The 22410-nt window shown below is 65.7% G+C and carries 20 protein-coding genes; 13 read left to right on the forward strand and 7 right to left on the reverse strand.

Annotated elements, in window-relative coordinates:
• Positions 1-104: 104 nt before the first annotated feature.
• Entirely contained in the window at positions 105-863 is a 759-nt protein-coding gene (locus C8J30_RS03535) for a TSUP family transporter (protein ID WP_110804357.1), read from the reverse strand.
• A gap of 108 nt (positions 864-971) precedes the next feature.
• Here C8J30_RS03535 and C8J30_RS03540 point away from each other — a divergent pair, with 108 nt between their 5' ends.
• The 4 genes from C8J30_RS03540 to C8J30_RS03555 all read left to right on the forward strand — a co-directional run bounded on the left by C8J30_RS03540 (position 972) and on the right by C8J30_RS03555 (position 5335).
• The gene (locus C8J30_RS03540; protein ID WP_110804358.1) at positions 972-1850 is read left to right on the forward strand and encodes a CPBP family intramembrane glutamic endopeptidase; all 879 of its coding nucleotides are present in this window, start codon (positions 972-974) and stop codon (positions 1848-1850) included.
• Between the two features lie 75 nt (positions 1851-1925).
• Complete coding sequence (gene accD, locus C8J30_RS03545) at positions 1926-2858, forward strand: acetyl-CoA carboxylase, carboxyltransferase subunit beta (RefSeq protein WP_110804359.1); 933 nt, start codon at positions 1926-1928, stop codon at positions 2856-2858.
• An 86-nt stretch (positions 2859-2944) separates the two neighbouring features.
• Positions 2945-4219 (forward strand): bifunctional folylpolyglutamate synthase/dihydrofolate synthase, encoded by a 1275-nt coding sequence (locus C8J30_RS03550; RefSeq protein ID WP_110804360.1) that lies wholly within the window; start codon positions 2945-2947, stop codon positions 4217-4219.
• Between the two features lie 96 nt (positions 4220-4315).
• A complete protein-coding gene (locus tag C8J30_RS03555; protein WP_110804361.1) occupies positions 4316-5335 on the forward strand; it encodes an LLM class flavin-dependent oxidoreductase in 1020 nt (339 codons plus the stop codon).
• Positions 5336-5570: 235 nt separating this feature from the next.
• On the opposite strand, the gene zapE is transcribed toward C8J30_RS03555, so the two are convergent.
• Positions 5571-6653: a cell division protein ZapE gene (zapE, locus tag C8J30_RS03560; protein WP_110804362.1), complete on the reverse strand. Its 1083-nt coding sequence runs from the start codon at positions 6651-6653 to the stop codon at positions 5571-5573.
• An 88-nt stretch (positions 6654-6741) separates the two neighbouring features.
• On the opposite strand from zapE, the gene C8J30_RS03565 reads away from it, so the two are divergent.
• From C8J30_RS03565 to lpxK, 4 genes are all read left to right on the forward strand, one after another.
• A complete protein-coding gene (locus C8J30_RS03565; protein WP_110804363.1) occupies positions 6742-7563 on the forward strand; it encodes a sugar phosphate isomerase/epimerase family protein in 822 nt (273 codons plus the stop codon).
• A 77-nt stretch (positions 7564-7640) separates the two neighbouring features.
• The gene (locus tag C8J30_RS03570; protein ID WP_110804364.1) at positions 7641-7898 is read left to right on the forward strand and encodes a DUF4170 domain-containing protein; all 258 of its coding nucleotides are present in this window, start codon (positions 7641-7643) and stop codon (positions 7896-7898) included.
• Positions 7899-7912: 14 nt separating this feature from the next.
• A complete protein-coding gene (locus C8J30_RS03575; protein ID WP_110804365.1) occupies positions 7913-9133 on the forward strand; it encodes a 3-deoxy-D-manno-octulosonic acid transferase in 1221 nt (406 codons plus the stop codon).
• The gene (gene lpxK, locus C8J30_RS03580; protein ID WP_110804366.1) at positions 9133-10122 is read left to right on the forward strand and encodes a tetraacyldisaccharide 4'-kinase; all 990 of its coding nucleotides are present in this window, start codon (positions 9133-9135) and stop codon (positions 10120-10122) included. The genes C8J30_RS03575 and lpxK overlap by 1 nt, the downstream gene beginning before the upstream one ends.
• Here lpxK and C8J30_RS03585 read toward each other — a convergent pair.
• Both C8J30_RS03585 and C8J30_RS03590 read right to left on the reverse strand, forming a co-directional pair.
• Entirely contained in the window at positions 10119-10781 is a 663-nt protein-coding gene (locus C8J30_RS03585; protein WP_110804367.1) for a DsbA family protein, read from the reverse strand. The two genes, lpxK and C8J30_RS03585, sit on opposite strands and share 4 nt — an antisense overlap.
• Positions 10778-11359, reverse strand: coding sequence for a DUF721 domain-containing protein (locus tag C8J30_RS03590; RefSeq protein ID WP_110804368.1), 582 nt, complete (start codon positions 11357-11359; stop codon positions 10778-10780). The genes C8J30_RS03585 and C8J30_RS03590 overlap by 4 nt, the downstream gene beginning before the upstream one ends.
• An 81-nt stretch (positions 11360-11440) precedes the next feature.
• On the opposite strand from C8J30_RS03590, the gene mutY reads away from it, so the two are divergent.
• Positions 11441-12517 carry an A/G-specific adenine glycosylase gene (gene mutY / locus C8J30_RS03595; RefSeq protein ID WP_110804369.1) on the forward strand — a complete coding sequence of 359 codons (1077 nt, stop codon included), beginning with the start codon at positions 11441-11443 and terminating at the stop codon, positions 12515-12517.
• A 50-nt stretch (positions 12518-12567) separates the two neighbouring features.
• On the opposite strand, the gene C8J30_RS03600 is transcribed toward mutY, so the two are convergent.
• Positions 12568-13203 carry an alpha-ketoglutarate-dependent dioxygenase AlkB family protein gene (locus C8J30_RS03600; protein WP_110804370.1) on the reverse strand — a complete coding sequence of 212 codons (636 nt, stop codon included), beginning with the start codon at positions 13201-13203 and terminating at the stop codon, positions 12568-12570.
• Positions 13204-13372: 169 nt separating this feature from the next.
• Between C8J30_RS03600 and dnaK the strand changes: the two genes are divergently transcribed.
• The 3 genes from dnaK (at position 13373) to radC (ending at position 17381) form a co-directional block, all read left to right on the forward strand.
• Positions 13373-15289: a molecular chaperone DnaK gene (dnaK, locus tag C8J30_RS03605; protein ID WP_110804371.1), complete on the forward strand. Its 1917-nt coding sequence runs from the start codon at positions 13373-13375 to the stop codon at positions 15287-15289.
• Between the two features lie 68 nt (positions 15290-15357).
• On the forward strand, positions 15358-16512 hold the full coding sequence (gene dnaJ / locus C8J30_RS03610; protein ID WP_110804372.1) for a molecular chaperone DnaJ: 1155 nt from the start codon (positions 15358-15360) through the stop codon (positions 16510-16512).
• Positions 16513-16616: 104 nt separating this feature from the next.
• Positions 16617-17381 (forward strand): RadC family protein, encoded by a 765-nt coding sequence (gene radC, locus C8J30_RS03615; protein ID WP_110804373.1) that lies wholly within the window; start codon positions 16617-16619, stop codon positions 17379-17381.
• Here radC and C8J30_RS03620 read toward each other — a convergent pair.
• A complete protein-coding gene (locus C8J30_RS03620) occupies positions 17378-18334 on the reverse strand; it encodes a hypothetical protein (RefSeq protein ID WP_110804374.1) in 957 nt (318 codons plus the stop codon). The two genes, radC and C8J30_RS03620, sit on opposite strands and share 4 nt — an antisense overlap.
• Positions 18335-18531: 197 nt before the next feature.
• Positions 18532-21252 (reverse strand): preprotein translocase subunit SecA, encoded by a 2721-nt coding sequence (secA, locus tag C8J30_RS03625; protein ID WP_110804375.1) that lies wholly within the window; start codon positions 21250-21252, stop codon positions 18532-18534.
• 183 nt (positions 21253-21435) lie between these two features.
• Between secA and C8J30_RS03630 the strand changes: the two genes are divergently transcribed.
• A complete protein-coding gene (locus tag C8J30_RS03630; RefSeq protein ID WP_110804376.1) occupies positions 21436-22305 on the forward strand; it encodes a peptidylprolyl isomerase in 870 nt (289 codons plus the stop codon).
• The last annotated feature ends 105 nt before the right edge of the window (positions 22306-22410 follow it).

Consider the following 22410-nt stretch of genomic DNA (forward strand, 5'->3'; position numbering starts at 1 on the left):
GGGCGGGCGCTGGCCGGCGGCCTTTGGGCCTCCGGCGGTTGCGAGGCTGATGTCCCACATGGCCTCGGCGATGGCCGAGGCCAAAGCAAGCCCGCCAGCCCCCCTCAGATCATCTGCCAGATCAGCCGCACCGCCAGCGCGGTCGAGGTCACGACCAGAAGCGGCTTGATCAGCTTCGCTCCCTTCTTCATCGCCAGCCTTGCGCCAAGGCTGGCGCCCGCCACCTGCGCAAGACCCATCGCAATACCGGTCACCCACCACGGCGCGCCGATCGCGGCAAAGGCTGCCAGCCCGCCAAGGTTCGAGGCGAAGTTCAGAAGCTTCGTATGCGCCGTGGCCTTCAGCACGCCATAGCCCGCCAGCATCACGAAGCCGATCATGTAGAACGCCCCCGCCCCCGGCCCGATCAGCCCGTCGTAAAAGCCGATCAGCGGCACGACAAAGGCGGTGAAGGCCGCAGGCTTGATCCGCTCGGCCCGGTCGGTGTCGTCGAGCCCCTTGCGAAAGGCGAAGAAGGCCGCGATCGCGATCAGGATGAACGGCAGCACGCGGCGCAGCGCCTCGGTCGGCAGGACCGAGACCAGAAACGCCCCCGCAAGACCGGACAGAAACGCCAGCGAGGCGGCGCCCACCTGCGCACGCAGGTTCACCTGCCCTTTCGCCGCATAGGTCAGCGCCGCCGTCGCCGCGCCGAAAGACCCCTGCACCTTGTTCGTCGAAAAGGCCTGCAACGGTGTCGCCCCGGCCAGCAGCAGCACCGGCAGGGTGATCAGCCCGCCGCCGCCCGCGATGGAATCGACAAACCCGGCCACGAAGGCCGCGCCGATCAGGGACAGGGCCAGATCAAGGGAAACTTCGAACATGGGTCCTCCGGGCAGAGACCCCTCTTCCGCCAGCCTCCGTCCAAAGTAAAGCGACTTGTCCCGCGCAGGCCGCGCCGCTAGGGTCACCCGCCAGATCGGGAGACCGCAATGCCCTACCCCAGACTTGAGCTTTTCACCGCCCCCGCCCGGGCCCGCGCCGAGTGGCTGCGCAGCCTTGCCGGTCTGATCCTGATTGCGGGGATCTACTGGGGCGCGGTGATGGGCGCGCTGGCGCTGCTGTACCGCTTCGGCGGCCCGATCGTTTTCGCCGCCGTCGTGATGGCGATGGAGCGCGGCGGCACCCCGGGCGGCCTCGTGCTGGTGATGCTCAGCTTCCTGCCGCTGGCGGCGGGCGTGATGCTGGTCACCCGCTTCCTGCATCGCCGCCCGATCGCCAGCCTGTTCGGCACCGGAGCTTTTGGCGATTTCCTTAAGGTCTTCCCGACCCTGCTCGGGCTTGTCGCGCTGGTCGCCGCAACCTCGGCCTTGGATCCGAACCTCGGCAAATCGACGCCCCTGCCGGTGCTGCTGAATTGGCTGCCGATCGCGCTGCCGCTCCTCTTCATCCAGATCGCCTCGGAAGAGCTGCTCTTTCGCGGCTATTTCCTGCAACAGATGGGTGCCCGCAGCCGCGCGCGCCTGTTGTGGATGGTGCTGCCCGCCGCCCTGTTTGGCGCGCTCCACTATGCCCCCGACGAGAACGGCCCCACGGCCATCATCTTCGTGCTCTGGGCGATGCTGTTCGGCTGCCTGTCCGCCGATCTGACCGCGCGGGCCGGAAACCTCGGCCCTTCGCTCGCCTTCCATTTCGCCAACAACATCTCGGCGATCTTCCTTGTCGGTCTCTACGGCCAGCTCGACGGGCTCTCGCTTTACACGCTCGTCATCAACACCCGCGACATCGGGGCGATGGCGCCCTATCTTGCCCTTGATGCGCTGGCGATCGTGACGTTCTGGCTGGCGGCGCGCCTGCGGCTGCGGCGCTGATTGCATTTGCCCGCGCGCGGGCTTATCTGAGCCCAAGCTCACAAAGCGACGTCGCGGAAACCAAGGGGCCCCCCGATGAACTGGATCTCGAACTACGTCCGACCCAAGATCAACTCGCTGTTCTCGCGCCGCGAGATGCCCGAGAACCTGTGGACGAAATGCCCCGAATGCGGAACCATGCTGTTCCACCGCGAAGTGGCGGACAATCTGAACGTCTGCACCAACTGCGACCATCACATGGCGATCACGCCGCGCGAGCGCTTCGAGGCGCTGTTTGACCTTGGTGCCTTCACCGAGGTGAAAGTCCCCGAGCCGATCGCCGATCCGCTGCATTTCCGCGATCAGAAGAAATATCCCGACCGGATGAAATCGGCGCAGAAATCGACCGGCGAGAAAGAAGCGATGCTCGTCGTCGAAGGCGAGGTGGGAAAGACCCAGATCGTCGCCGTGGGCCAGGATTTCTCCTTCATGGGCGGCTCGATGGGGATGTATGTCGGCAATGCGATCCTGGCCGCCGCCCAGCGCGCGATCGATCTGCATTGCCCGATGGTGCTGTTCTCCGCCGCGGGGGGCGCGCGGATGCAGGAAGGTATCCTGAGCCTGATGCAGATGCCGCGCTCGACTGTCGCGGTGCAGATGCTGAAAGACGCGGGCCTGCCCTATGTCGTCGTCCTGACGCACCCGACCACGGGCGGCGTGACGGCGTCTTATGCGATGCTCGGCGACGTGCAGATCGCCGAACCGAATTCGCTCATTTGCTTTGCCGGCCCGCGCGTCATCGAACAGACGATCCGCGAAACCCTGCCCGAGGGCTTCCAGCGCGCCGAATACCTGCTCGACCATGGCATGCTCGACCGCGTGACGCATCGCAAGAAACTGCGCGAGGAACTCATCGTGATCCTGCGCATGATGATGCGCCTGCCGCCGCCGATCTGGGGCGAACTGCCGCCGCCCGGCCCCGCGCCAAGCGAGGCCACCCCGCCCACCGACCAACCTGCGGCTGAATAACCTTCATCTTGCTCTAAATATCCCGGGGGCCGGGGCATTGCCCCGGCGGGGCAGCGCCCCCGGCCTTTGCATGAAAGGAGCCCAGCATGCCGCAACCTTCCGACGAAATTCTGGCGCGGCTGATGGGGCTGCATCCGAAGATCATCGATCTGACGCTCGACCGGGTGCATCGGCTGCTGGCCGCGCTCGACCACCCGGAAACGCACCTGCCGCCGGTGATCCATGTCGCGGGCACGAATGGCAAGGGCTCCACGCAGGCGATGATCCGCGCCGGGCTCGAGGCCTCGGGCAAGCGCGTGCATGCCTACACCTCGCCGCATCTCGCCCGCTTTCACGAACGCATCCGGCTGGCGGGCGAATTGATTTCCGAACCCGCCCTCTCGGCGCTTCTTGATGAATGCGACGCGGCGAATGGCGGGCAGCCGATCACCTTCTTCGAAATCACCACCGTCGCGGCGTTTCTGGCCTTTGCCCGCACGCCTGCGGATTTTACGCTGCTGGAAGTCGGCCTTGGCGGGCGGCTCGATGCCACCAATGTCGTCGCGAAACCGGCGGTGACGATCATCACCCCGGTCTCGATCGACCATCAGCAATATCTGGGCGAGACCCTGCCCGAGATTGCAGGCGAAAAGGCCGGGATCCTGAAACGCGGCGTGCCCTGCATCGTCGGTCCGCAGCACCCCGACGGGCTTGCCGTGATCGAGGAGAAAGCCGCGCGTCTGGGCGTTCCCCTGTTTGCGCATGGCCAGCACTGGCACGCCTTCGAGGAGCGCGGGCGGCTGATCTATCAGGACGACACCGGGTTGCTGGATCTGCCGCTGCCGAACCTCTTGGGCGCGCATCAGATCGAAAACGCGGGCGCGGCGATTGCCACCCTGCGCGTTCTCGGCTTTGACGATCTGGCCTGCGAGGCGGCGGTGACGCGCGCCGAATGGCCCGCACGGATGCAGCGCCTGCGGCAGGGGCCGCTTGCGACCAATGCGCCCGGGGTCGAGCTTTGGCTCGATGGCGGCCACAACCCGGCCGGGGGCGAGGCCGTTGCCGCGACGCTGGCGCGGATGGCGAAACGCCCGACGCATCTGATTTGCGGCATGCTCAATACCAAGGACATTGCGGGCTATCTGCGCCCGCTCGCGGGGCAGGCGCAAAGCCTGACCGCTGTCTCGATCCCGAACGAGATCAACACCCTGCCGAGCGCCGCCACCGCCGAGGCCGCCCGCACGGCCGGTTTCGCGCAGGTGACCGAGGCCGGATCGGTGACAGAAGCCCTTGGCGCGATTGCGCAAACCGACCCGCAGGCGCGGGTTCTGATCTGTGGCTCGCTGTATCTTGCCGGGCAAGTGCTGCGCGAGAACGGCTGAGACCTGCGCATTTCTGTGCCAAGTCCTGTGCGCCCCTGTGCCTAGGCGCACAGGCTCGCTTTGCCTATCTTTCCCGCAACGGAAAGGAGGCCAGCTATGACGCTTGAATTCGGCCTTGATACTTTTGGCGACATCACCGCCGATGCGCAGGGGCTGCGGTCCGGCGCGCAGGTGATCCGCGATACGCTGGCCGAGGCGATCCTGGCCGATCAGGTCGGTCTCGATTTCATCGGTCTGGGCGAACACCACCGCCCGGATTTCGCGATCTCCTCGATGGAGCCGCTGCTGGGGGCGATCCTGGCCTCGACCGAGAAGATCCATGCCGGAACCTCGGTCACGGTGCTGTCCTCGGATGATCCGATCCGGGTGTTCCAGCGCTTTGCGACGCTCGATGCACTCGCCCCCGGGCGGGCGGAGCTGACGATCGGGCGGGGGTCCTTCACCGAAAGCTTCCCGCTCTTCGGCTTCGATCTGAACGATTACGAGACCTTGTTCACCGAAAAGGCGCAGCTGCTGCAAAGCCTTGTGGCGCAGGAGAAGATCAGCTTTCAGGGTCAACACCGCCGCGCGCTGAAAGGCGTGACCGTCTATCCGCGCCCCGAGCGCCCGCTGCAGGTCTGGCGCGGCGTGGGTGGCAGCCCGGAGTCGGTGATGGAAGCGGCGGCGATGGACATGCCCCTCGTCATGGCGATCATCGGCGGCAATGCGGCGCGGTTTGCGCCCTTGGCCGATCTCTACCGCCACACCCGCGAGCGGATGGGGGCGAAGATGCTGCCGCTGTCAGTGCATTCGCCGGGCCATGTCGCGGCGACGGACGAGGAAGCGAAAGAGCGCTATTTCCCCGCTTACGCGACGATGCACGATCTGATCGGGCGCTCGCGCGGCTGGCCGCGGTTCACGAAAGCGGCGTTCGAGGCGGAAATCGCCCATGGCTCGCTTTATGTCGGCAGCCCCGAGACGGTGGCGCGGAAGATCGCGACGACGGTCAAGGCGCTGGGTCTGTCGCGGTTCACGCTGAAATATTCGGCCGGACCGCAGAACCCCGCGCATCTGCGCGACACGATCGAGCTTTACGGCGCCAAGGTCGCGCCGCTGGTGCGGGACATGCTGGGCTAGGGGCGTTTCGGGCGGAAAAGGAAAGGCACCGCCTTTCCCCGCCCGCAGAGCCACGCTGAAGCCACGACCGCTTCCCCAAGCGCGACAGAGGCCGGCGCCTGCCCCGGCGGGCGAGAAGCGCCCGCCATGGGCGGGGCGGGCGCTGGCCGAGTGCCTTTGGGCCCTCGGCAGTCATGGGGCCAATGTCCCGCGTGACCTCGGCGATGGCCTCGGTCAAAAGCCCCGAAGCGACGGCCTACCGGTTTTCCTGCGACCAGTCGGCGGACTGCATTTCCCGCAGCCGCGACGCCGTGCGGGCGAATTCGAAACTGCCCTCGCCCTCGTTGTACAGCCGCTCGGGCACATCGGCGGCCGAACAGATCAGCCGCACCTTGCCCTCATACAAAGCATCGATCAGCGTCACGAAGCGCTTCGCCTCGTTGAAGTTCGACGATGACAGATGCGGAATGTCGTCGATCATCAGCACCCGCAGCGCCCCGGCAATCGCCAGATAATCGGCCGGCCCGAGCATCGCCCCGCACAGATCCCAGAACCGCGCCCGCCCGACGCCGTTATGGTAATGCGGGACCACGACCGAACGCCCCTTGACCTCGATGCGCAGCTTCGTCGTGCCGTCATGCCCGGTCAGCTCGTTCCAGAGCATATCCATCTTCTTGTGCGCCATCGTGCCCGCGGGTGCAAAATAGACCTCCGCCCCCGAGAGACGATGCAGCCGGTAGTCGGTCTCCGAGACGATCTCGTGCACCTCGAGCCGGTGTTCCAGAATGTCGATGAAGGGCAGGAACAGCTGCCGGTTCAATCCGTTCTTGTAAAGATCGGAGGGCGGCCGGTTCGAGGTCGTCACCACCGTCACGCCGCGCTTGAACATCTCGTCAAAGAGCCGACCGACGATCATCGCATCGGCAATGTCGGTGATCTGCATCTCGTCGAAGCAGAGCAGCCGGACCGAGGCCGCGATCTCGGCCGCGACGGGCTGGATCGGGTCTTCCTCCTTGGCGCGGCGGTGCGCATCGATCTTGCCCTGCACCTCCTGCATGAAAGCGTGGAAATGCACCCGGCGCTTGGGCACGGCCGCCGCCTCGCCGAACAGATCCATCAGCATCGACTTGCCGCGCCCGACGCCGCCCCAGAGGTAAAGCCCCTTCACCGGTTCGGGCGGCTTCGCAAACAGCCCGAACAGACCGGGCTTTTTCACCGGCGCCTCAAGCTCGGTCCGCACCCGGTCGAGGAGCGGCAGCACCGCACGCTGGGCCGCATCGGCCCGCAGGGTTCCCGCCGCGACGCGGCCATCGTAGATCTGAGTCAGACTTCTGTGCATGGCGCCTGATTAACGGCTTGAATCCGGATTGAAAAGCGCGCGCGGCTGGCGCAGCTTCTATCAGCGCGAACAACCTTAGGGATCAGCGATGACAAAAGAGTTACCCGTTCTGGGCGCGGCGCTCAGCCTCGACATGATCGAGTTCCATCGCGACTGGTTGTTCGAAAAAGACCGCGACATCGAGATTCAAAGTTTCTGCTGGCCGACCACCCATGACGGCGACACGCCCGAACTGGTGGCGCGGGCGAAACAGCTGCTCGACGGCCACAAGGGGCGGCTCGGGCTGCATGGGCCGTTCATGTCCTTCCGCATCGATTGCGCCGACCCCGAAATCACCCCGATGATCCGGCACCGGCTCTTGCGGGCACTGGAAATCTGCGCCGATCTGAATGCCGATCAGATGGTCGTGCATTCGCCCTATGGCCTTTGGACCGAGGCGGAGATCGCCACCTCGTCGGTGGCGGCCGCGATTTCCTTCGAGCGGGTACGCTTCGTGATGGGGCCGGTGATCGAGCGGGCCGAGCGGTTGGGCGTCGAGCTGGTGCTGGAAAATGTCGAAGACACCGATCCGGGGCTGCGCGCCCGGCTGGCCGAGGCGCTTGGCAGTTCGATGGTGAAGCTGTCGCTCGATACCGGCCATGCGCAGATGATGCACCACCGCTGCGGGGCGCCGCCGGTCGATGCCTTCGCGCTGGCGGCGGGCGCGGCGCTGCGCCATGTGCATCTGCAGGATGTCGATGGCTTTGCCGATCGGCACTGGCACCCGGGCGAAGGCAACATTCCCTGGAGGGCGGTCTTTGCCGCGCTGAACCGGCTGCCGCAGATGCCGCGGCTGCTGCTCGAGGTTTTCGACCCGCGCGGGCTGCGCAAGGGGGCAGACTACCTGATCGGGCTCGGTCTCGCCCAATAACCGCCGCCCGATCCCCGCTTGAGAGGCGGCGGGGCTTCGCATAGTCTCACCGCATAACTTCTCCGACAGGATGGCCCATGAGCAAACCTTCTCCCCAACGCCTGCATCTCGTTTTCGGCGGCGAACTTGTCTCCGCCTCGCGCAGCGAGTTCAAGGATGTGTCCGCCATCCATATCGTCGGCATCTATCCGAATTACGCCACAGCCTATTCCGCCTGGAAGGCCGAAGCGCAGCGCACCGTGGACGATGCGCATATGCGCTATTTCATCGCCCACCTGCACCGGCTGCGCGACGAGGAAACCGACGCGTCGCCCACCGAGGAACTCGGCAGCTGAGACACTGACCCCCGATGCTGGGATCGCTTGCACGCTGGTGGCGCGGCAGCCCCGACCCCGCGGCGGGGACCGGGGAAGATGTGCTGCAGCCCGATGCTCCGGGGCCGATGATCTGGATGCAGATCGGCCCCGAGGCTGCAAGTGCCGGTCTTGACGGCGCGCTGCAGGTTCTGACCCGGCTGCACCGGGTGCGCCCCGAGATGCGGGTGATACTGGCGCTGCCGCCGGGGCTCGAGCCCATTTTGCCCGAGGGGGTCGAGCTTGTTCCCCCGCCCGACGAAAGCATCGGCGTCGCCCGGGACGCGCTCGATCGGGTCAAGCCCGGGCTTGTCGTGCTCTTCGGCAATGAACTGCCCGGCACGCTGATCACCGGCGCCGACCGCGAGAACATCCCGGTGATGATGGTCGATGTCTGCCTGCCGCCGCCCCTGCGCCGTCTGGGCCGGATCGGGCAGCGCGGCCTGTTGCGGCGCATCGGCCGGATTGTGGTGCGCGATCAGGCCTCGTTCGGGCTGCTGGAACGGCAAGGCCTTGATCCGGCGCAGATCGATGTCGGCGGCGCTCTTGGCCTGCCGCCCGAGCCGCTGCGCTGTTCGGAGGCCGAGCGGGCCTCGATGGCGGCGCTGACCCATACACGGCCGGTCTGGCTGGCGGCCTCGGTGCCGCAGGCGGAACTCGCCGCGGTCTTGGCGGCGCAGGCGCATGCGCAGCATCACGCGCATCGGATGCTGCTGATCCTTGCCCCCGACCAGCCCGATGACGCGCTGGAACTGGGCGACCGGCTGACCGACGAGGGCTGGACGGTGGCGAGCCGCTCGCTTGAAGGCGAACCCGATGCGGAAACGGAAATCTTTCTGGCCGATGATCCGGCCGAATACGGGCTCTGGTATCGCGTCGCCCCGGTGACCTATATGGGCGGTACGCTGATCGGCGCGGCGGGTCATGCGCGCTCGCCCTTCGAACCCGCCTCGCTCGGCTCGGCGGTGGTGCACGGGCCGCAGACGGCGCCTTACGCCGATGATTATGTCCGGCTCGACGAGGCCCGGGCGGCGCGGTCGATCCATGACGAAACCTCGCTCGGCGAGGCCATCGCCGATCTGATGTCGCCCGACCGGGCGGCGGTTCTGGCGCATAATGCCTGGGCCGTCACCTCGGGCGGGGCGGCCGCGGCCGAGGCCATCGTGCGGGCGATCTTGCGGGAATTCGACGCCGCCCGCGCAGAAAGGACAAGCTGATGCAGGCCCCCGCTTTCTGGTTCACCGACCCGGCCCGCCCCGCGCTGCGGGCGCGACTGCTGAAGCCGCTCGGGCAGGTCTATGGCGCCGCGACCCGGGCACGGGTGGCCAAGGACGGTCTGCGCCTGCCGGTGCCGGTGATTTCGGTCGGCAACATCAACGCGGGCGGCACCGGCAAGACGCCGACGGTGATCGCGCTGGCGCAACTGCTGGCCTCGCGCGGGCTCGAGGCGCATGTGGTCAGCCGCGGTCATGGCGGCAGTCTGGCCGGGCCGGTCCGCGTCGACGAAATGCGCCACCGCGCCAGCGATGTCGGCGACGAGCCACTGCTGCTTGCCGCCTTCACGCCCACCTGGGTCGCGAAGGACCGCGCCAAGGGCGCTCGGGCGGCGATCGCGGCCGGGGCGAAGGTGATCCTGCTCGATGACGGACATCAGAACCCGGCGCTGCAAAAGGATCTCTCGATCGTCGTCGTCGATGCGGCAAAGGGCTTCGGCAACGGGCTTTGCCTGCCCGCGGGACCGCTGCGCGAGCCGGTGGCCACGGGGATGGCCCGTGCCGATCTGCTGCTCTCGATCGGGCAGGTCCCGGCGCAGGAAAGCTTTGCCGCGCGCTGGGGCGGTCAGATCCCGGTGCCGCATCTGCGCGGGCAACTGGTGCCCTTGCCCACCGGGATGGATTGGGAGGGCCAGCGGGTGCTCGCCTTTGCGGGCATCGGCCATCCCGAGAAATTCTTCGCCACCCTGCGCGGCCTTGGCGCCGAGGTGGTGCGGGCCGAAGCGCTGGACGATCATCAGCCCTTCTCGCCGCAACTGCTGACGCGGCTCGAGACCGAGGCGCTGTTCCAGCATGCGCAGCTGGTCACGACGGAAAAGGATGCCGTGCGCCTGCCCCCGGCCTTCCGGCCCAAGGTTCTGGCGCTGCCGGTGCGGCTGGTCTTCGAAGACGCCGCACCGCTTCTCAAAGCGCTCGAAAGCCTCGGACTTTAGCCGCCAAGCTTCGCATCAAGGATCTTCTTCAGATCCTCATAGCTCATGTTGTCGTGCTTCTCGCCGTTGATCACCAGCGTCGGCGTGCCCTCGATCGCATCGGCCGAGGCGTTCTTCTGATAGGTCATCACCATCGCTTCGGCGCGGGCATTGTCCTTCAGGCAGGTGTCGATCTGCGCCGGCGTCAGCCCGGCCTTGAGACCGATCTTGCGCAGGTTCTCGGTGATCGTCGCTTCGGTGCCGTCGCCGATCCAGCCCTTCTGCTCGGCGAACATCATCCCGGCGATGCCGTAATATTTCAGATCGCCGCCGCATTGCGCGATCTGCCCGGCCATGAGCCCGAACTTGTCGAAATAGACCTCGCGCAGGATGAACTTCACCTTGCCGGTCTCGATGTAGTCGCGCTTGAGCTGGGTGAAGACCTCTTCATGGAAATGCGCGCAATGCGGGCAGGTGAACGAGGCATATTCGATCAGCGTGATCGGCGCATCGGCCTTGCCGAGCGGGATATCGGGCAGGATGGTGCCGGTCGCCCCCGCGGCAAGCGCCGGGGTCGCGATCAGCGTCTCCGCCGGGCCACGGCCGAGCGCGACATAGCCGCCAGCAGCGGCAACCACGACGCCACCGGCAAGGCCAAGAAGAAGGGAACGTCGGTTCATGGATCAGCCTTTCTCAGGTCGTCCCGCTGTCTTGCGGGTTTCATCAGGATGTTTCGGGCAAGGTCTTCCAGCGCCGTCCGCAGCCCGGCATCGGCCAGACCTTCGGTCGCCGCCTGCGCCTTGGCGCAGACCTCGGGGGTGGGTTTCGCGGGCACCTTTTTCGGCGCCGGGGCAAAGGCCGCCTGCCCCTCGGCAAAGCCGGTGGCGGCGGTCTGCGTGATCAGGATGCGGGAAATCGCATTGTAGCCGTAGCAGGCGTTGACCTTTTTGCGGATCTTCTCGCGGCTCATGTCGATCATCGGTGCCATCGGCCCGGCGACAAGCAGCGTCAGGCTGGCACCGATGCCCTCGCGGCCGTAGCCGATCTTCACCGGCACCGCATGGGCGGCAATCTCGGGGCCGACGACCTCGGCCCAATGCGTGACCAGCCGGGCCACGGCAAAGCCGCGGGATTCGCCCGCGGTGCGGATGCGATCCTTGACCAGACCCGCAGCCGGTTCAAAGCCGCGCATCCGGCGCAGCTTGGTCGGCGCCGCGGGGCGCTCGAATGGCTCGTGGTCGTGGCGATCGTCGTCCATCCCTGTCCTTCCCGGAACTTGGCCCTATTCTAGGCAGGCCGCGGGGCAAAGCCAGAGGAATGGGGCGGGGGGCCATAAAGATTGCGTGACGGAAGCGAGGCGGAAGCGGGGGCGGCGCTGCTTTTCTGGTATGATGGCCATGCGCGGGTGATGCCCTGGCGGGTCGGTCCGGCCGAGCGGGCGGCGGGCGTGCGGCCCGATCCCTATCACGTCTGGCTCTCGGAAGTGATGCTGCAGCAGACGACCGTGGCCGCCGTGCGCGACTATTTCCGCCGCTTCACCGCGCGCTGGCCCTCGGTCGCCGATCTGGCCGCGGCCGAGGATGGCGATGTGATGGCGGAATGGGCGGGGCTTGGCTATTACGCCCGCGCCCGCAATCTCTTGAAATGCGCCCGGGCCGTGGCGGCGGCAGGCGGGCAGTTTCCCGCAACCGCCGAGGGCCTGCGGGCCCTGCCCGGGATCGGTCCCTATACAGCCGCGGCCGTGGCGGCGATTGCCTTCGACGAACCGGCGGTGGTGGTCGATGGCAATGTGGAACGGGTGGTGGCGCGGCTTTGGGCGATCGAGACCCCGATGCCCGCGGCGAAACCGGAGCTTGTCGACAAGGCCGGGCGCCTGACGCCGCAGCTGCGCCCGGGCGATCATGCGCAGGCAATGATGGACCTTGGCGCGACGATCTGCACGCCGCGCAACCCGGCCTGTGCGCTTTGCCCGGTCAATGCGTTCTGCGCAGCCAAGGCGCAGGGCATCGCGGCCGAGTTGCCGCGCAAATCCCCGAAACCCGAGAAGCCGACCCGCTTCGGTCTGGCCTATGTCGCCTTCGACGCCGCGGGCGGGGTGCTGCTGGAGCGCCGCCCGGAGAAGGGGTTGCTCGGCGGCATGCTCGGCTTTCCCGGTTCGGACTGGGCCGAGACCGCCCCCGCCCCCTGCCCGCCGCTTGCCGCCGACTGGACCCAGCTTTCGCACGAGGTCCGCCACACCTTCACCCATTTCCACCTGCGGCTGCGGGTCTTCGTCGCCCAAGCCGAGGGCGAGGGCTTCACCCCAAGGCAGGACTTTTCCCCCGCCGCCCTGCCCACAGTGATGCGCAAGGTCTGGGATCTGGCGCAAGCGAGGGCACAGGCGGGGGCGGCGCCCCCGCACCCCCGAGGTATTTGAGGCAAGATGAAGGGATTGGTTTCTTCTTGGCGCAAATACGCCCTTCTCTGTCACGTCACCACGCGCAAGGTCAGATTGATCCGCCCGCCCTGCGGCAGCAGCGTCGAGGTCCCGGGCGCGATCCGGTCGATGCCGTGGTAAAGCAGCCGCGCCGGGCCGCCCATCACCAGCACGTCGCCCGAACGCAGCCACAGGCTTTGCGTCGCCCCGCCCCGCGTCTCGTTGCCGATGCGGAAAAGCCCGTCATCACCGAGGCTGATCGACACCACGGGCTCGGCAAAATCCGCCTCGTCGCGATCCTGATGCAGGCCCATCCGCGCCTTTTCGGCGTAGAAATTCACCAGACAGCATTCCGGGCTGCGATCGGAGCCGGACACTGCCCGCCAGATCTCCAAAATGCGCTCGGGAATCGGCGGCCAGGCCCCGCCCGAAGGGTGCGTTTCGCTGTAGCGATAGCCGCGCCGATCGCTCACCCAACCGAAGCGCCCGGCCGAGGTCATCCGTACCGACATCGGCCGCCCGTAGGGCGTCATCGGCGAGAACAGCGGGGCTGCCGCGACCACCGCACGCAGCTCCTCGACAAGGGCGGCCTGTTCCGTGGGCACGAGCCAGCCGGGGTAATGCCGAAAGCCGCGGATCTCCTGCGGATCAGGGCGAATTTGCACCGGTCGGGCGGATTGTGGCATTTGTCGCAAACTCCCGCGCGTCAGTTCTTGCAGGGCTATTTTCCCCTCCTTATATACGCCGGGAAGCCGGAGCAGGCCACCTGCGCCGGACCGTCTGGAAACCTTGGGATAGGGGCCGGGGGCCTGATGGGACCCGCCCCCACCTGTCGCCGAAAGAAGAGGTATTGAAATGGCCAAAGTCATCGGGATCGACCTTGGGACGACCAACTCCTGCGTCGCCATCATGGACGGCTCGCAACCCCGCGTGATCGAGAACTCGGAAGGGGCGCGCACCACCCCCTCGATCGTCGCCTACACCGACAACGAGCGTCTGGTCGGCCAGCCTGCCAAGCGGCAAGCCGTGACCAACCCGACCAACACCGTCTTTGCGGTCAAGCGCCTGATCGGCCGCCGCACCACCGATGCCGAGGTGGAAAAGGACAAGAAACTGGTGCCCTACAACATCGTCGACGGCGGCAACGGCGACGCTTGGGTGGAAGTGCGCGGCGAGAAATTCAGCCCGGCGCAAGTTTCGGCCGTGATCCTGCAGAAGATGAAGGAAACCGCCGAGAGCTATCTGGGCGAGACCGTGACGCAGGCGGTGATCACGGTTCCGGCGTACTTCAACGACGCCCAGCGTCAGGCCACCAAGGACGCGGGCAAGATCGCCGGTCTGGAAGTGCTGCGCATCATCAACGAACCGACGGCGGCGGCGCTCGCCTACGGGCTCGACAAGAAGGACAGCAAGACGATCGCGGTCTATGACCTTGGCGGCGGCACCTTCGACATCACGATCCTCGAGATCGACGACGGCCTGTTCGAAGTGAAATCGACCAACGGGGACACGTTCCTTGGCGGGGAAGACTTCGACATGCGCATCGTCAACTATCTGGCCGACGAGTTCCGCAAGGAGCATGGCGTCGACCTGACCAAGGACAAGATGGCGCTGCAGCGGCTGAAGGAAGCCGCCGAAAAGGCGAAGATCGAACTGTCCTCGGCCAGCCAGACCGAAATCAACCAGCCGTTCATCTCGATGAACGCGGCGACCGGCGTGCCGCTGCACATGGTCATGAAGCTGACCCGTGCGAAACTGGAAAGCCTCGTCGACGATCTGATCAAGGCCTCGCTGAAGCCCTGCGCCGCGGCGCTGAAGGATGCGGGCGTGTCGAAAGACGAGATCGACGAAGTCGTTCTGGTCGGCGGGATGACCCGCATGCCGCGCGTGGTCGAGGAAGTGACGAAGTTCTTCGGCAAGGAACCGCACAAGGGCGTGAACCCGGATGAAGTCGTGGCCCTTGGCGCCGCGATTCAGGCGGGCGTGCTGCAAGGCGACGTGAAAGACGTCGTGCTGCTTGACGTCACCCCCCTCAGCCTCGGCATCGAGACGCTGGGCGGTGTCTTCACCCGTCTGATCGATCGCAACACCACGATCCCGACGAAGAAGAGCCAGATCTTCTCGACCGCCGAGGACAACCAGAACGCGGTGACGATCCGCGTGTTCCAGGGCGAGCGCGAAATGGCCGCCGACAACAAGATGCTGGGCATGTTCAACCTCGAGAACATCCCCCCGGCGCCGCGCGGCGTGCCGCAGATCGAAGTCACCTTCGACATCGACGCGAACGGCATCGTTTCGGTCAAGGCCAAGGACAAGGGCACCGGCAAGGAACAGCAGATCACCATCCAGGCGTCGGGCGGTCTTTCGGACGACGACATCGAGAAGATGATCAAGGACGCCGAGGCCAATGCCGAAGCCGACAAGAAGCGCAAGGAACTGGTCGAAGCGAAGAACACCGGCGAAAGCCTGCTGCATTCGACCCGCAAATCGCTGGAAGAGCATGGCGACAAGGTCGATGGCTCGACCGTCGAGATGATCGAGCTGGCCTGCAACGCGCTGGAAGAATCGCTGAAGTCGGAAGACCCGGGCAAGATCAAGGGCGCGGTGCAGAACCTGACCGATGCCGCGATGAAGCTGGGCGAGGCGATCTACAAGGCGCAGGCGTCGAGCGAGGGCGGTGCCGCCTCGGATGACGACGAAAGCCCGCGGTCGGTCGACGACGATATCGTCGATGCCGACTTCGAGGACATGGGTGAAAACAAGCGCAAGTAAGCGCCGGAACCTGAGGAGCGGGCCCCGTCATGGGGCTCGCTTCCGTGTTCTCGCAGTGGGGCTTTCCAATGGCGAAGCGTGATTTCTACGAGGTTCTGGGGGTGTCCAAGGGCGCCTCGGCCGAGGAGATCAAGAAGGCCTATCGCGGCAAGGCGAAGGAACTGCACCCCGACCGCAATCAGGACAATCCGCAGGCCGAGGCCCAGTTCAAGGAAGTGAACGAAGCCTATGACGTGCTGAAGGATGGCGACAAGAAGGCCGCCTATGACCGCTATGGTCATGCGGCGTTCGAAGGCGGCATGGGCGGCGGCGGGCCGCGCGGACCCTATGGTCAGGGCGCGGATTTCTCCTCGGCTTTCTCGGATGTGTTCGAGGATCTGTTCGGCGACTTCATGGGCGGGCGTGGCGGCCCGGGTGGTGGCGGCCGGTCGCGGGCGACCCGCGGTTCGGACCTGCGCTACAACATGCGGGTGACGCTGGAAGAGGCGTTCAAGGGCGCGCAAAAGACGATCACCGTTCCGGGCTCGGCCGCTTGCGGCTCGTGCAATGGCACGGGGGCCGAGGGCGGGGCCGAGCCGCAAACCTGTCCGACCTGTTCGGGTCTGGGCAAGGTGCGGGCGCAGAACGGCTTTTTCACCGTCGAACGCACCTGCCCCACCTGTGGTGGCCAAGGTCAGGTGGTGAAGAACCCCTGCCGCGCCTGCCACGGTTCGGGCCGGATCGAGAAGGAACGCACCCTGTCCGTCAACATCCCGGCCGGGGTGGAAACGGGCACGCGGATCCGTCTTGCGGGCGAGGGCGAAGCCGGGATGCGCGGCGGACCCTCGGGGGATCTCTATATCTTCATCGAAGTGCGCGACCACGCGATCTTCCAGCGCGACGGGGTGAACCTGTTCTGCCGGGTGCCGGTCAGCATGGTTTCGGCTGCGCTTGGTGGCGAGGTCGAGGTGCCGACGATCGATGGCGGGCGCTCCAAGGTCAAGGTGCCGGTGGGCAGCCAATCCGGTCGGCAGATGCGTCTGCGCGGCAAGGGGATGCCCGCCCTGCGCGGCGGCGGCATCGGCGACATGGTGATCGAACTCGCCGTCGAAACGCCGGTGAACCTGACCACGCGGCAAAAGGAACTGCTGGACGAGTTCCAGCGCATTCAGGCCGAGAACAACCCCGAAGGGGCGTCGTTCTTTCAGAAGGTGAAAAGCTTCTGGGATGGCATGAAGGGCTGAGTTCCTGAAACGGTCAAGAGAGGGCGCCTGCGGGCGCCCTTTTGCGTATTTGGATCAGGAAAAGCGTTAACCGTTTATTTACCACGCCAAGGCAAGCTGAGGGCATGAAGACCCGTTCCTCCAGCTTTGACGAAGGGCCGACGCTGTTTGGCGACCCTGATGAGGCGCAGCCGGTATCTCTCTCCTCCGACCGGCTGCCCTCTTACATCACCGATCACCGCAAGCGACTGCGGGAACGGTTCATGGCGGGCGGCGCCGAGGCCATGCCCGATTACGAGCTGCTGGAGCTGATCCTGTTTCGCGCCCTGCCCCGTCAGGATGTGAAGCCCTTGGCACGGCGACTGATCGAGGTTTTCGGAACCTTCGGCCATGTGCTGGCCGCACCGCAAGCCCGGCTGGCCGAGGTCACGGGGGTCGGCGCGGCCGTGGTGCAGGAGCTGAAGATCATCGAAGCGGCGGCGCAAAGGCTGGCCCGCTCGCGGGTGCTGCAACGGCCGGTGCTATCCTCGTGGCAGGCGCTGCTTGACTATTGCCACACCGCGATGGCGCATCGCCCGACCGAGCAGTTCCGGGTGCTCTATCTCGACCGCAAGAACCTGCTGATCGCCGACGAGGAACAGGCGCGCGGCACGGTCGATCATGTGCCCGTCTATCCGCGCGAGGTGGTGAAACGGGCACTGGAACTTGATGCCTCGGCGCTGATCCTGGTGCACAACCACCCGTCGGGCGATCCAACGCCGTCCCCGGCCGATGTCAGCATGACCGAGCAGATCCGCCGTGCCGCCGAGGCTCTGGGGCTGGTGCTGCACGACCATCTGGTGATCGGCAAGGGTCGCGAGCTCAGCTTCCGGGCCGAGGGGCTGCTTTAGTTCTCTGCGACACTCAGCGGGAACTCCGGCAGTTGCATCAGCACCGAGCCCTCGCCATCGCCACAGTCGGGCATCGCAATCGCCAGCATCGCATCGTCGGAGCCCTTGCCCAGCTTCCGCAGGACAACGCCGGTAACATTCTGACCGCAGGTCTTTTCGGTCACCGGCGCATCGAGCACGAGATCGATGTCGGACATGGCGATCGGGGCGGAATAGATCTGCACCGCCATCACCTCCCCGGGAACGCTGTAGCTTGCCATCCAGCCGCCGTTCCTGGTGTCGGGCGTCCGCGGCGCCTGTTGCCAGACATCGCCGATCGATCCCGGCTCGGCGCCGTATTCGTAGCCGTGCAACTGCACCCCGGTTTGGGCTGCGGTGATCACCGCGATGCGGTTGTAGTCGGCGACCTCGGGCACGGTCACGGTGACCATCGGCGGCAGCCCGATCCGGTCGAGGCGGAGCAGGAAGAGCGCCTCCGGGGCAAAGGCGGGGACGATGCCTTGCCAGCCCCCCTCGGCGGACAGTTGGATCGGCAGGCGCAGCCCTTCGTGGCGGATCTCGGCCTTTTGCCCGGCCTCACAGGGCGCGCTGACCGTCAGCAGGACCGAACCGCCCGGCGCGGGTTCGCCGCGAAGCTGCGGCTCGGCGCAAGCCGGTTTGGCAAAGCCGTGGCTCTGCGCGGGACTGTCCTCGGGCAGGGGACCGAGCGCGGCATCGACGGCGGGACCACGCATCTCCGGGCGGGGCAGCGGCGGCGGGGCGAGAGCGGCCTCGGCCAGATGTACTTCGCTGCGCGCGGCGGGCCGGGCCTGCTGCAGGGTGACGGGCTCCGAGGCAGAGGGAACAGGACTCGCCATCTGGCCTTCCGGGACAGAATTCTGCATGACATGGCCGGTGGCCGCGGCCAAGACGAAGGTGGTGCAAACAAGCGCAATCTTGTGAAGCGGTTTCATGTCCGTCAACTCCTGACATCTTGCCGGAAGGTTAACGGAAGATCTCGGCAAAGCTTGGGCCGGACTGCGGCATGGTTTCCAAATCGGAAACGGAGTCGTTTCGGGCAGATCCTCTAAAATTTAACGAAAATCAGCAGGGTGGAAAACGGCGGCGCGGATCTTCTCCACGCCGCCGCCATCATTCTTCCACAATCGCCTCAGACCAGACGGCCGTGGCAGTGCTTGAACTTCTCGCCCGAGCCGCAGGGGCAGGGATCATTGCGCGAGGGCTCGCCCCAGGTCGTGGGGTCCGATTCGACGAAGCCCGGAGCGGCTGCGGCCATCTCAAGCGCGGGCTGCGGCGCGGGGGCCGTAACCTCGGCCGGGGCCGCCACGGTCGCTTCGGCCGCGGCAAGGGCGGCCGCCTGCTGACGCAGCAGTTCGGCGCGTTCCTCCTCGCTCATCGGGCGGATCTGGCCAAGGCGCTTCGTCACTTCATAACGCAGGCTGTCGAGCATGCTTTCGAACAGCTGGAAGGACTCGGTCTTGTATTCCGACAGCGGATCGCGCTGCGCATAGCCGCGGAAGCCCACGACCGAGCGCAGATGTTCGAGCGTCACCAGATGCTCGCGCCATTTGCTGTCGATCGTCTGCAGCAGGATCTGCTTTTCGATCACGCGCATCGTGTCGCCACCGAAGGCCTGCGCTTTCTGTTCCATCACCGCATCCAGCGCATCGGTCACGCGCTGCGCCAGCTCGACCTGATCCACGCCTTCTTCGGCAGCCCATTGCGCCAGCGGCAGATCAACCCCGGTGTGCTCGATGAAGGCTTCGCGCATGCCTTCCACATCCCATTGATCGACATAGCTTTTCGGGGGCGCGTAATCGTCGATCAGATCGTCGATCACCTGCTGACGCATGTCGGCGACGATCTCGGAAATCTCTTCGGTTTCCATGATCTCGCGGCGCTGGCTGAACACCGCCTTGCGCTGGTCGTTCATCACGTCGTCGAATTTCAGAAGCTGCTTGCGCCAGTCGAAGTTGCGGCCTTCGACCTTGGCCTGGGCGCGTTCCAGCGACTTGTTCACCCAGGGGTGGATGATCGCCTCGCCTTCCTTCATGCCCAGTTTCGACAGCACGCCTTCGAGCCGGTCCGAACCGAAAATGCGCATCAGGTCATCTTCGAGCGACAGGAAGAACAGCGAGCGGCCGGGGTCGCCCTGACGGCCCGAGCGGCCGCGCAGCTGGTTGTCGATGCGGCGGCTTTCGTGCCGTTCCGTGGCCAGAACAAACAGGCCACCGGCCTCGATCACCTTCTGCTTTTCGTCGGCATGTTCGGCCTCGATCCGGGCGCGGACTTCTTCGGGTGCGGCTTCGGGATTGGCGGCGATTTCTTCCAGCACCTTCATCTCGACGTTGCCGCCCAGCTGAATGTCGGTGCCGCGACCGGCCATGTTCGTCGCGATGGTGATCGCGCCCAGACGACCGGCATCGGCAACGATCTGCGCTTCCTGTTCGTGCTGACGCGCGTTCAGCACGTTATGCGGCAGCCCCTCGGCCTTGAGCATGTCCGACAGCATCTCGGATTTCTCGATCGAGGTGGTGCCCACCAGCGTCGGCTGGCCCTTTTCATGCGCGGTCTTGATCGCCTCGATCACCGCGGCGTATTTTTCCCGCGCGGTGCGATACACGCGGTCGTGTTCGTCCTTCCGGGCGACGGGCCGGTTCGTCGGCACTTCGACCACACCGAGCTTGTAGATGTCGCCGAATTCCTCGGCCTCGGTCACGGCGGTGCCGGTCATGCCCGCCAGTTTCTCGTAGAGGCGGAAGTAGTTCTGGAAGGTCACCGAGGCGAGCGTGACGTTCTCGGGCTGGATCGTCACCCGTTCCTTGGCCTCGATCGCCTGATGCAAACCATCCGACAGGCGGCGGCCCTTCATCATCCGGCCGGTGAATTCGTCGATCAGCACGATCTCGTCATCGGCCACGACATAGTTCTGATCCTTGAAGAACAGCTTGTGCGCCCGCAAAGCCTGCCCGATGTGGTGCACGATCGTCGTGCTTTCCGGGTCATAAAGCGACTGGCCTTCGGGCAGCAGACCATCGGCCTGCAGCTTCTGTTCCAGAAACTCGTTGCCTTCCTCGGTGAAGGTCGCGTTGCGCTGCTTTTCGTCGAGCTTGTAATGCTCTTCGGTCAGGAACGGGATGTAGGCGTCGAGCGTGCGATACATGTCCGAGCGATCCTGCGACGGGCCGGAAATGATCAGCGGCGTCCGCGCCTCGTCGATCAGGATGCTGTCCACCTCGTCGACGATGGCGAAGAAGTGATCTCGCTGATACATCTCGGCGACCGAGGATTTCATGTTGTCGCGCAGATAATCGAAGCCAAGCTCGTTGTTCGTCGCATAGGTGATGTCGGCGGCATAGGCGGCGCGCTTCTCATCATCGGGCTGGAACGGATAGACGACGCCGCAGGTCAGGCCCAGATGGCGATAGACCTTGCCCATCCATTCCGAGTCGCGCTTGGCGAGGTAATCGTTCACCGTGACGATATGCACGCCCTTGCCCGCGAGCGCGTTCAGATAGGCCGGGAAGGTCGCGACAAGGGTCTTGCCCTCGCCCGTCTTCATCTCGGAAATGTTGCCCTGATGCAGGAAGATCCCGCCCATCAGCTGGGTGTCGAAGGCACGCAGGCCAAGCGCCCGGCGCGCGGCTTCACGGCAATTGGCAAAGGCTTCGACGAGAAGATCGTCAAGATCCTCGCCCGATTGCGCGCGCGCTTGCAATTCGCGGGTCTTGGCCACGATCTCGGCATCGGAGAGCTTTTCGAAGGCCGGTTCCAGCGCGTTGATCTTCGCCACCAGCGGACGCGTGCGCTTGACCTTGCGGTCGTTGGGCGTGCCGAAGAGCTTTCTTCCAATGTAACCGAGGCCCAGCATTTTTTCTCCGCGGGTTCGTCTGACCAAATCGTGTGAAATGCGGTCTTGTCGCACCCGTCACACGACCGTAGAACGGCAAGCGGATAAGGGCGAAACGGCCTTCACAGGACCCTTGGCGATGTAAGGGGCTGCCGTCCGAGTGTCAACGCCGCGGGCTGCCGCGGCCCTGCGGGAGAGGCTTTGATGCCGATTTTCACACGAGTTCTGGGTTCCGCGGCCGTGATGGCGCTTCTGGCCGCCCCGGCGCTGGCCGAAGACGCCGCCAAACCGGCCAAGATGCCGAGCCCGGATACGGTCGTTGCCACCGTCGACGGCACCGAAATCACGCTGGGCATGATGGTCAATGTCCGCAACAGCCTGCCCGCGGAATATCAGCAATTGCCCGATCAGGTGCTGTTCAACGGCGTTCTGGATCAGCTGGTGCAGCAGACCGCGCTCGCCAAGATCGGCGAAGGCATGATGACGCACCGCGACGAGGTTGCGCTTGAAGTCGAACGCCGCGCCTATCTGGCCGGGATGCTGCTCGACTATACCGCCGACCGCGCGGTGACGCCCGAGAAGCTGAAGTCCGCCTATGACGCGAAATTCGCCAAGGCCGAACCGAGCCGCGAATATCACGCCGCGCATATCATCGTGGCCTCCGAGGACGAGGCGAAGAAGATCAAGGCCGAGATCGACGGCGGCGCCGATTTCGCCGAAGAGGCGAAGTCGAAATCGAAAGATGGCGCGGCGGCGAATGGCGGCGATCTGGGCTGGTTCGACCTCTCTGCGATGGTGCCGCCCTTTGCCGAAGCCGTGGCCGCGATGAAGCCGGGCGAGGTCAAGGGCCCGGTGCAGACCGAATATGGCTGGCACGTGATCAAGCTGATGGACAGCCGTCTGGCGGCGGCGCCGACGCTGGAAGAAGCCACCGCCGAGCTGTCGGGCGACCTGCGCCAGAAGGCCGTGCAGGATCGCGTGAATGACACCGTGGCGAAGGCCAAGGTTGAAAAGCATGTCGAGGGGATCGATCCGGCCGTGCTGAAGGCCCCGAACTTCTTCGGCGAAAAGTAAGACCACCGGACTGAGGGGAGAGGACGATGGCGAAGAAACGCGAACTCGAGGAAAAGATCGAGCGGCTGAAATCCAAGGTGAAGGATCTGCGCTCGCAACTGGGCG

The organism is Rhodobacter viridis (genome assembly GCF_003217355.1).
Lineage (GTDB): Bacteria > Pseudomonadota > Alphaproteobacteria > Rhodobacterales > Rhodobacteraceae > Rhodobacter > Rhodobacter viridis.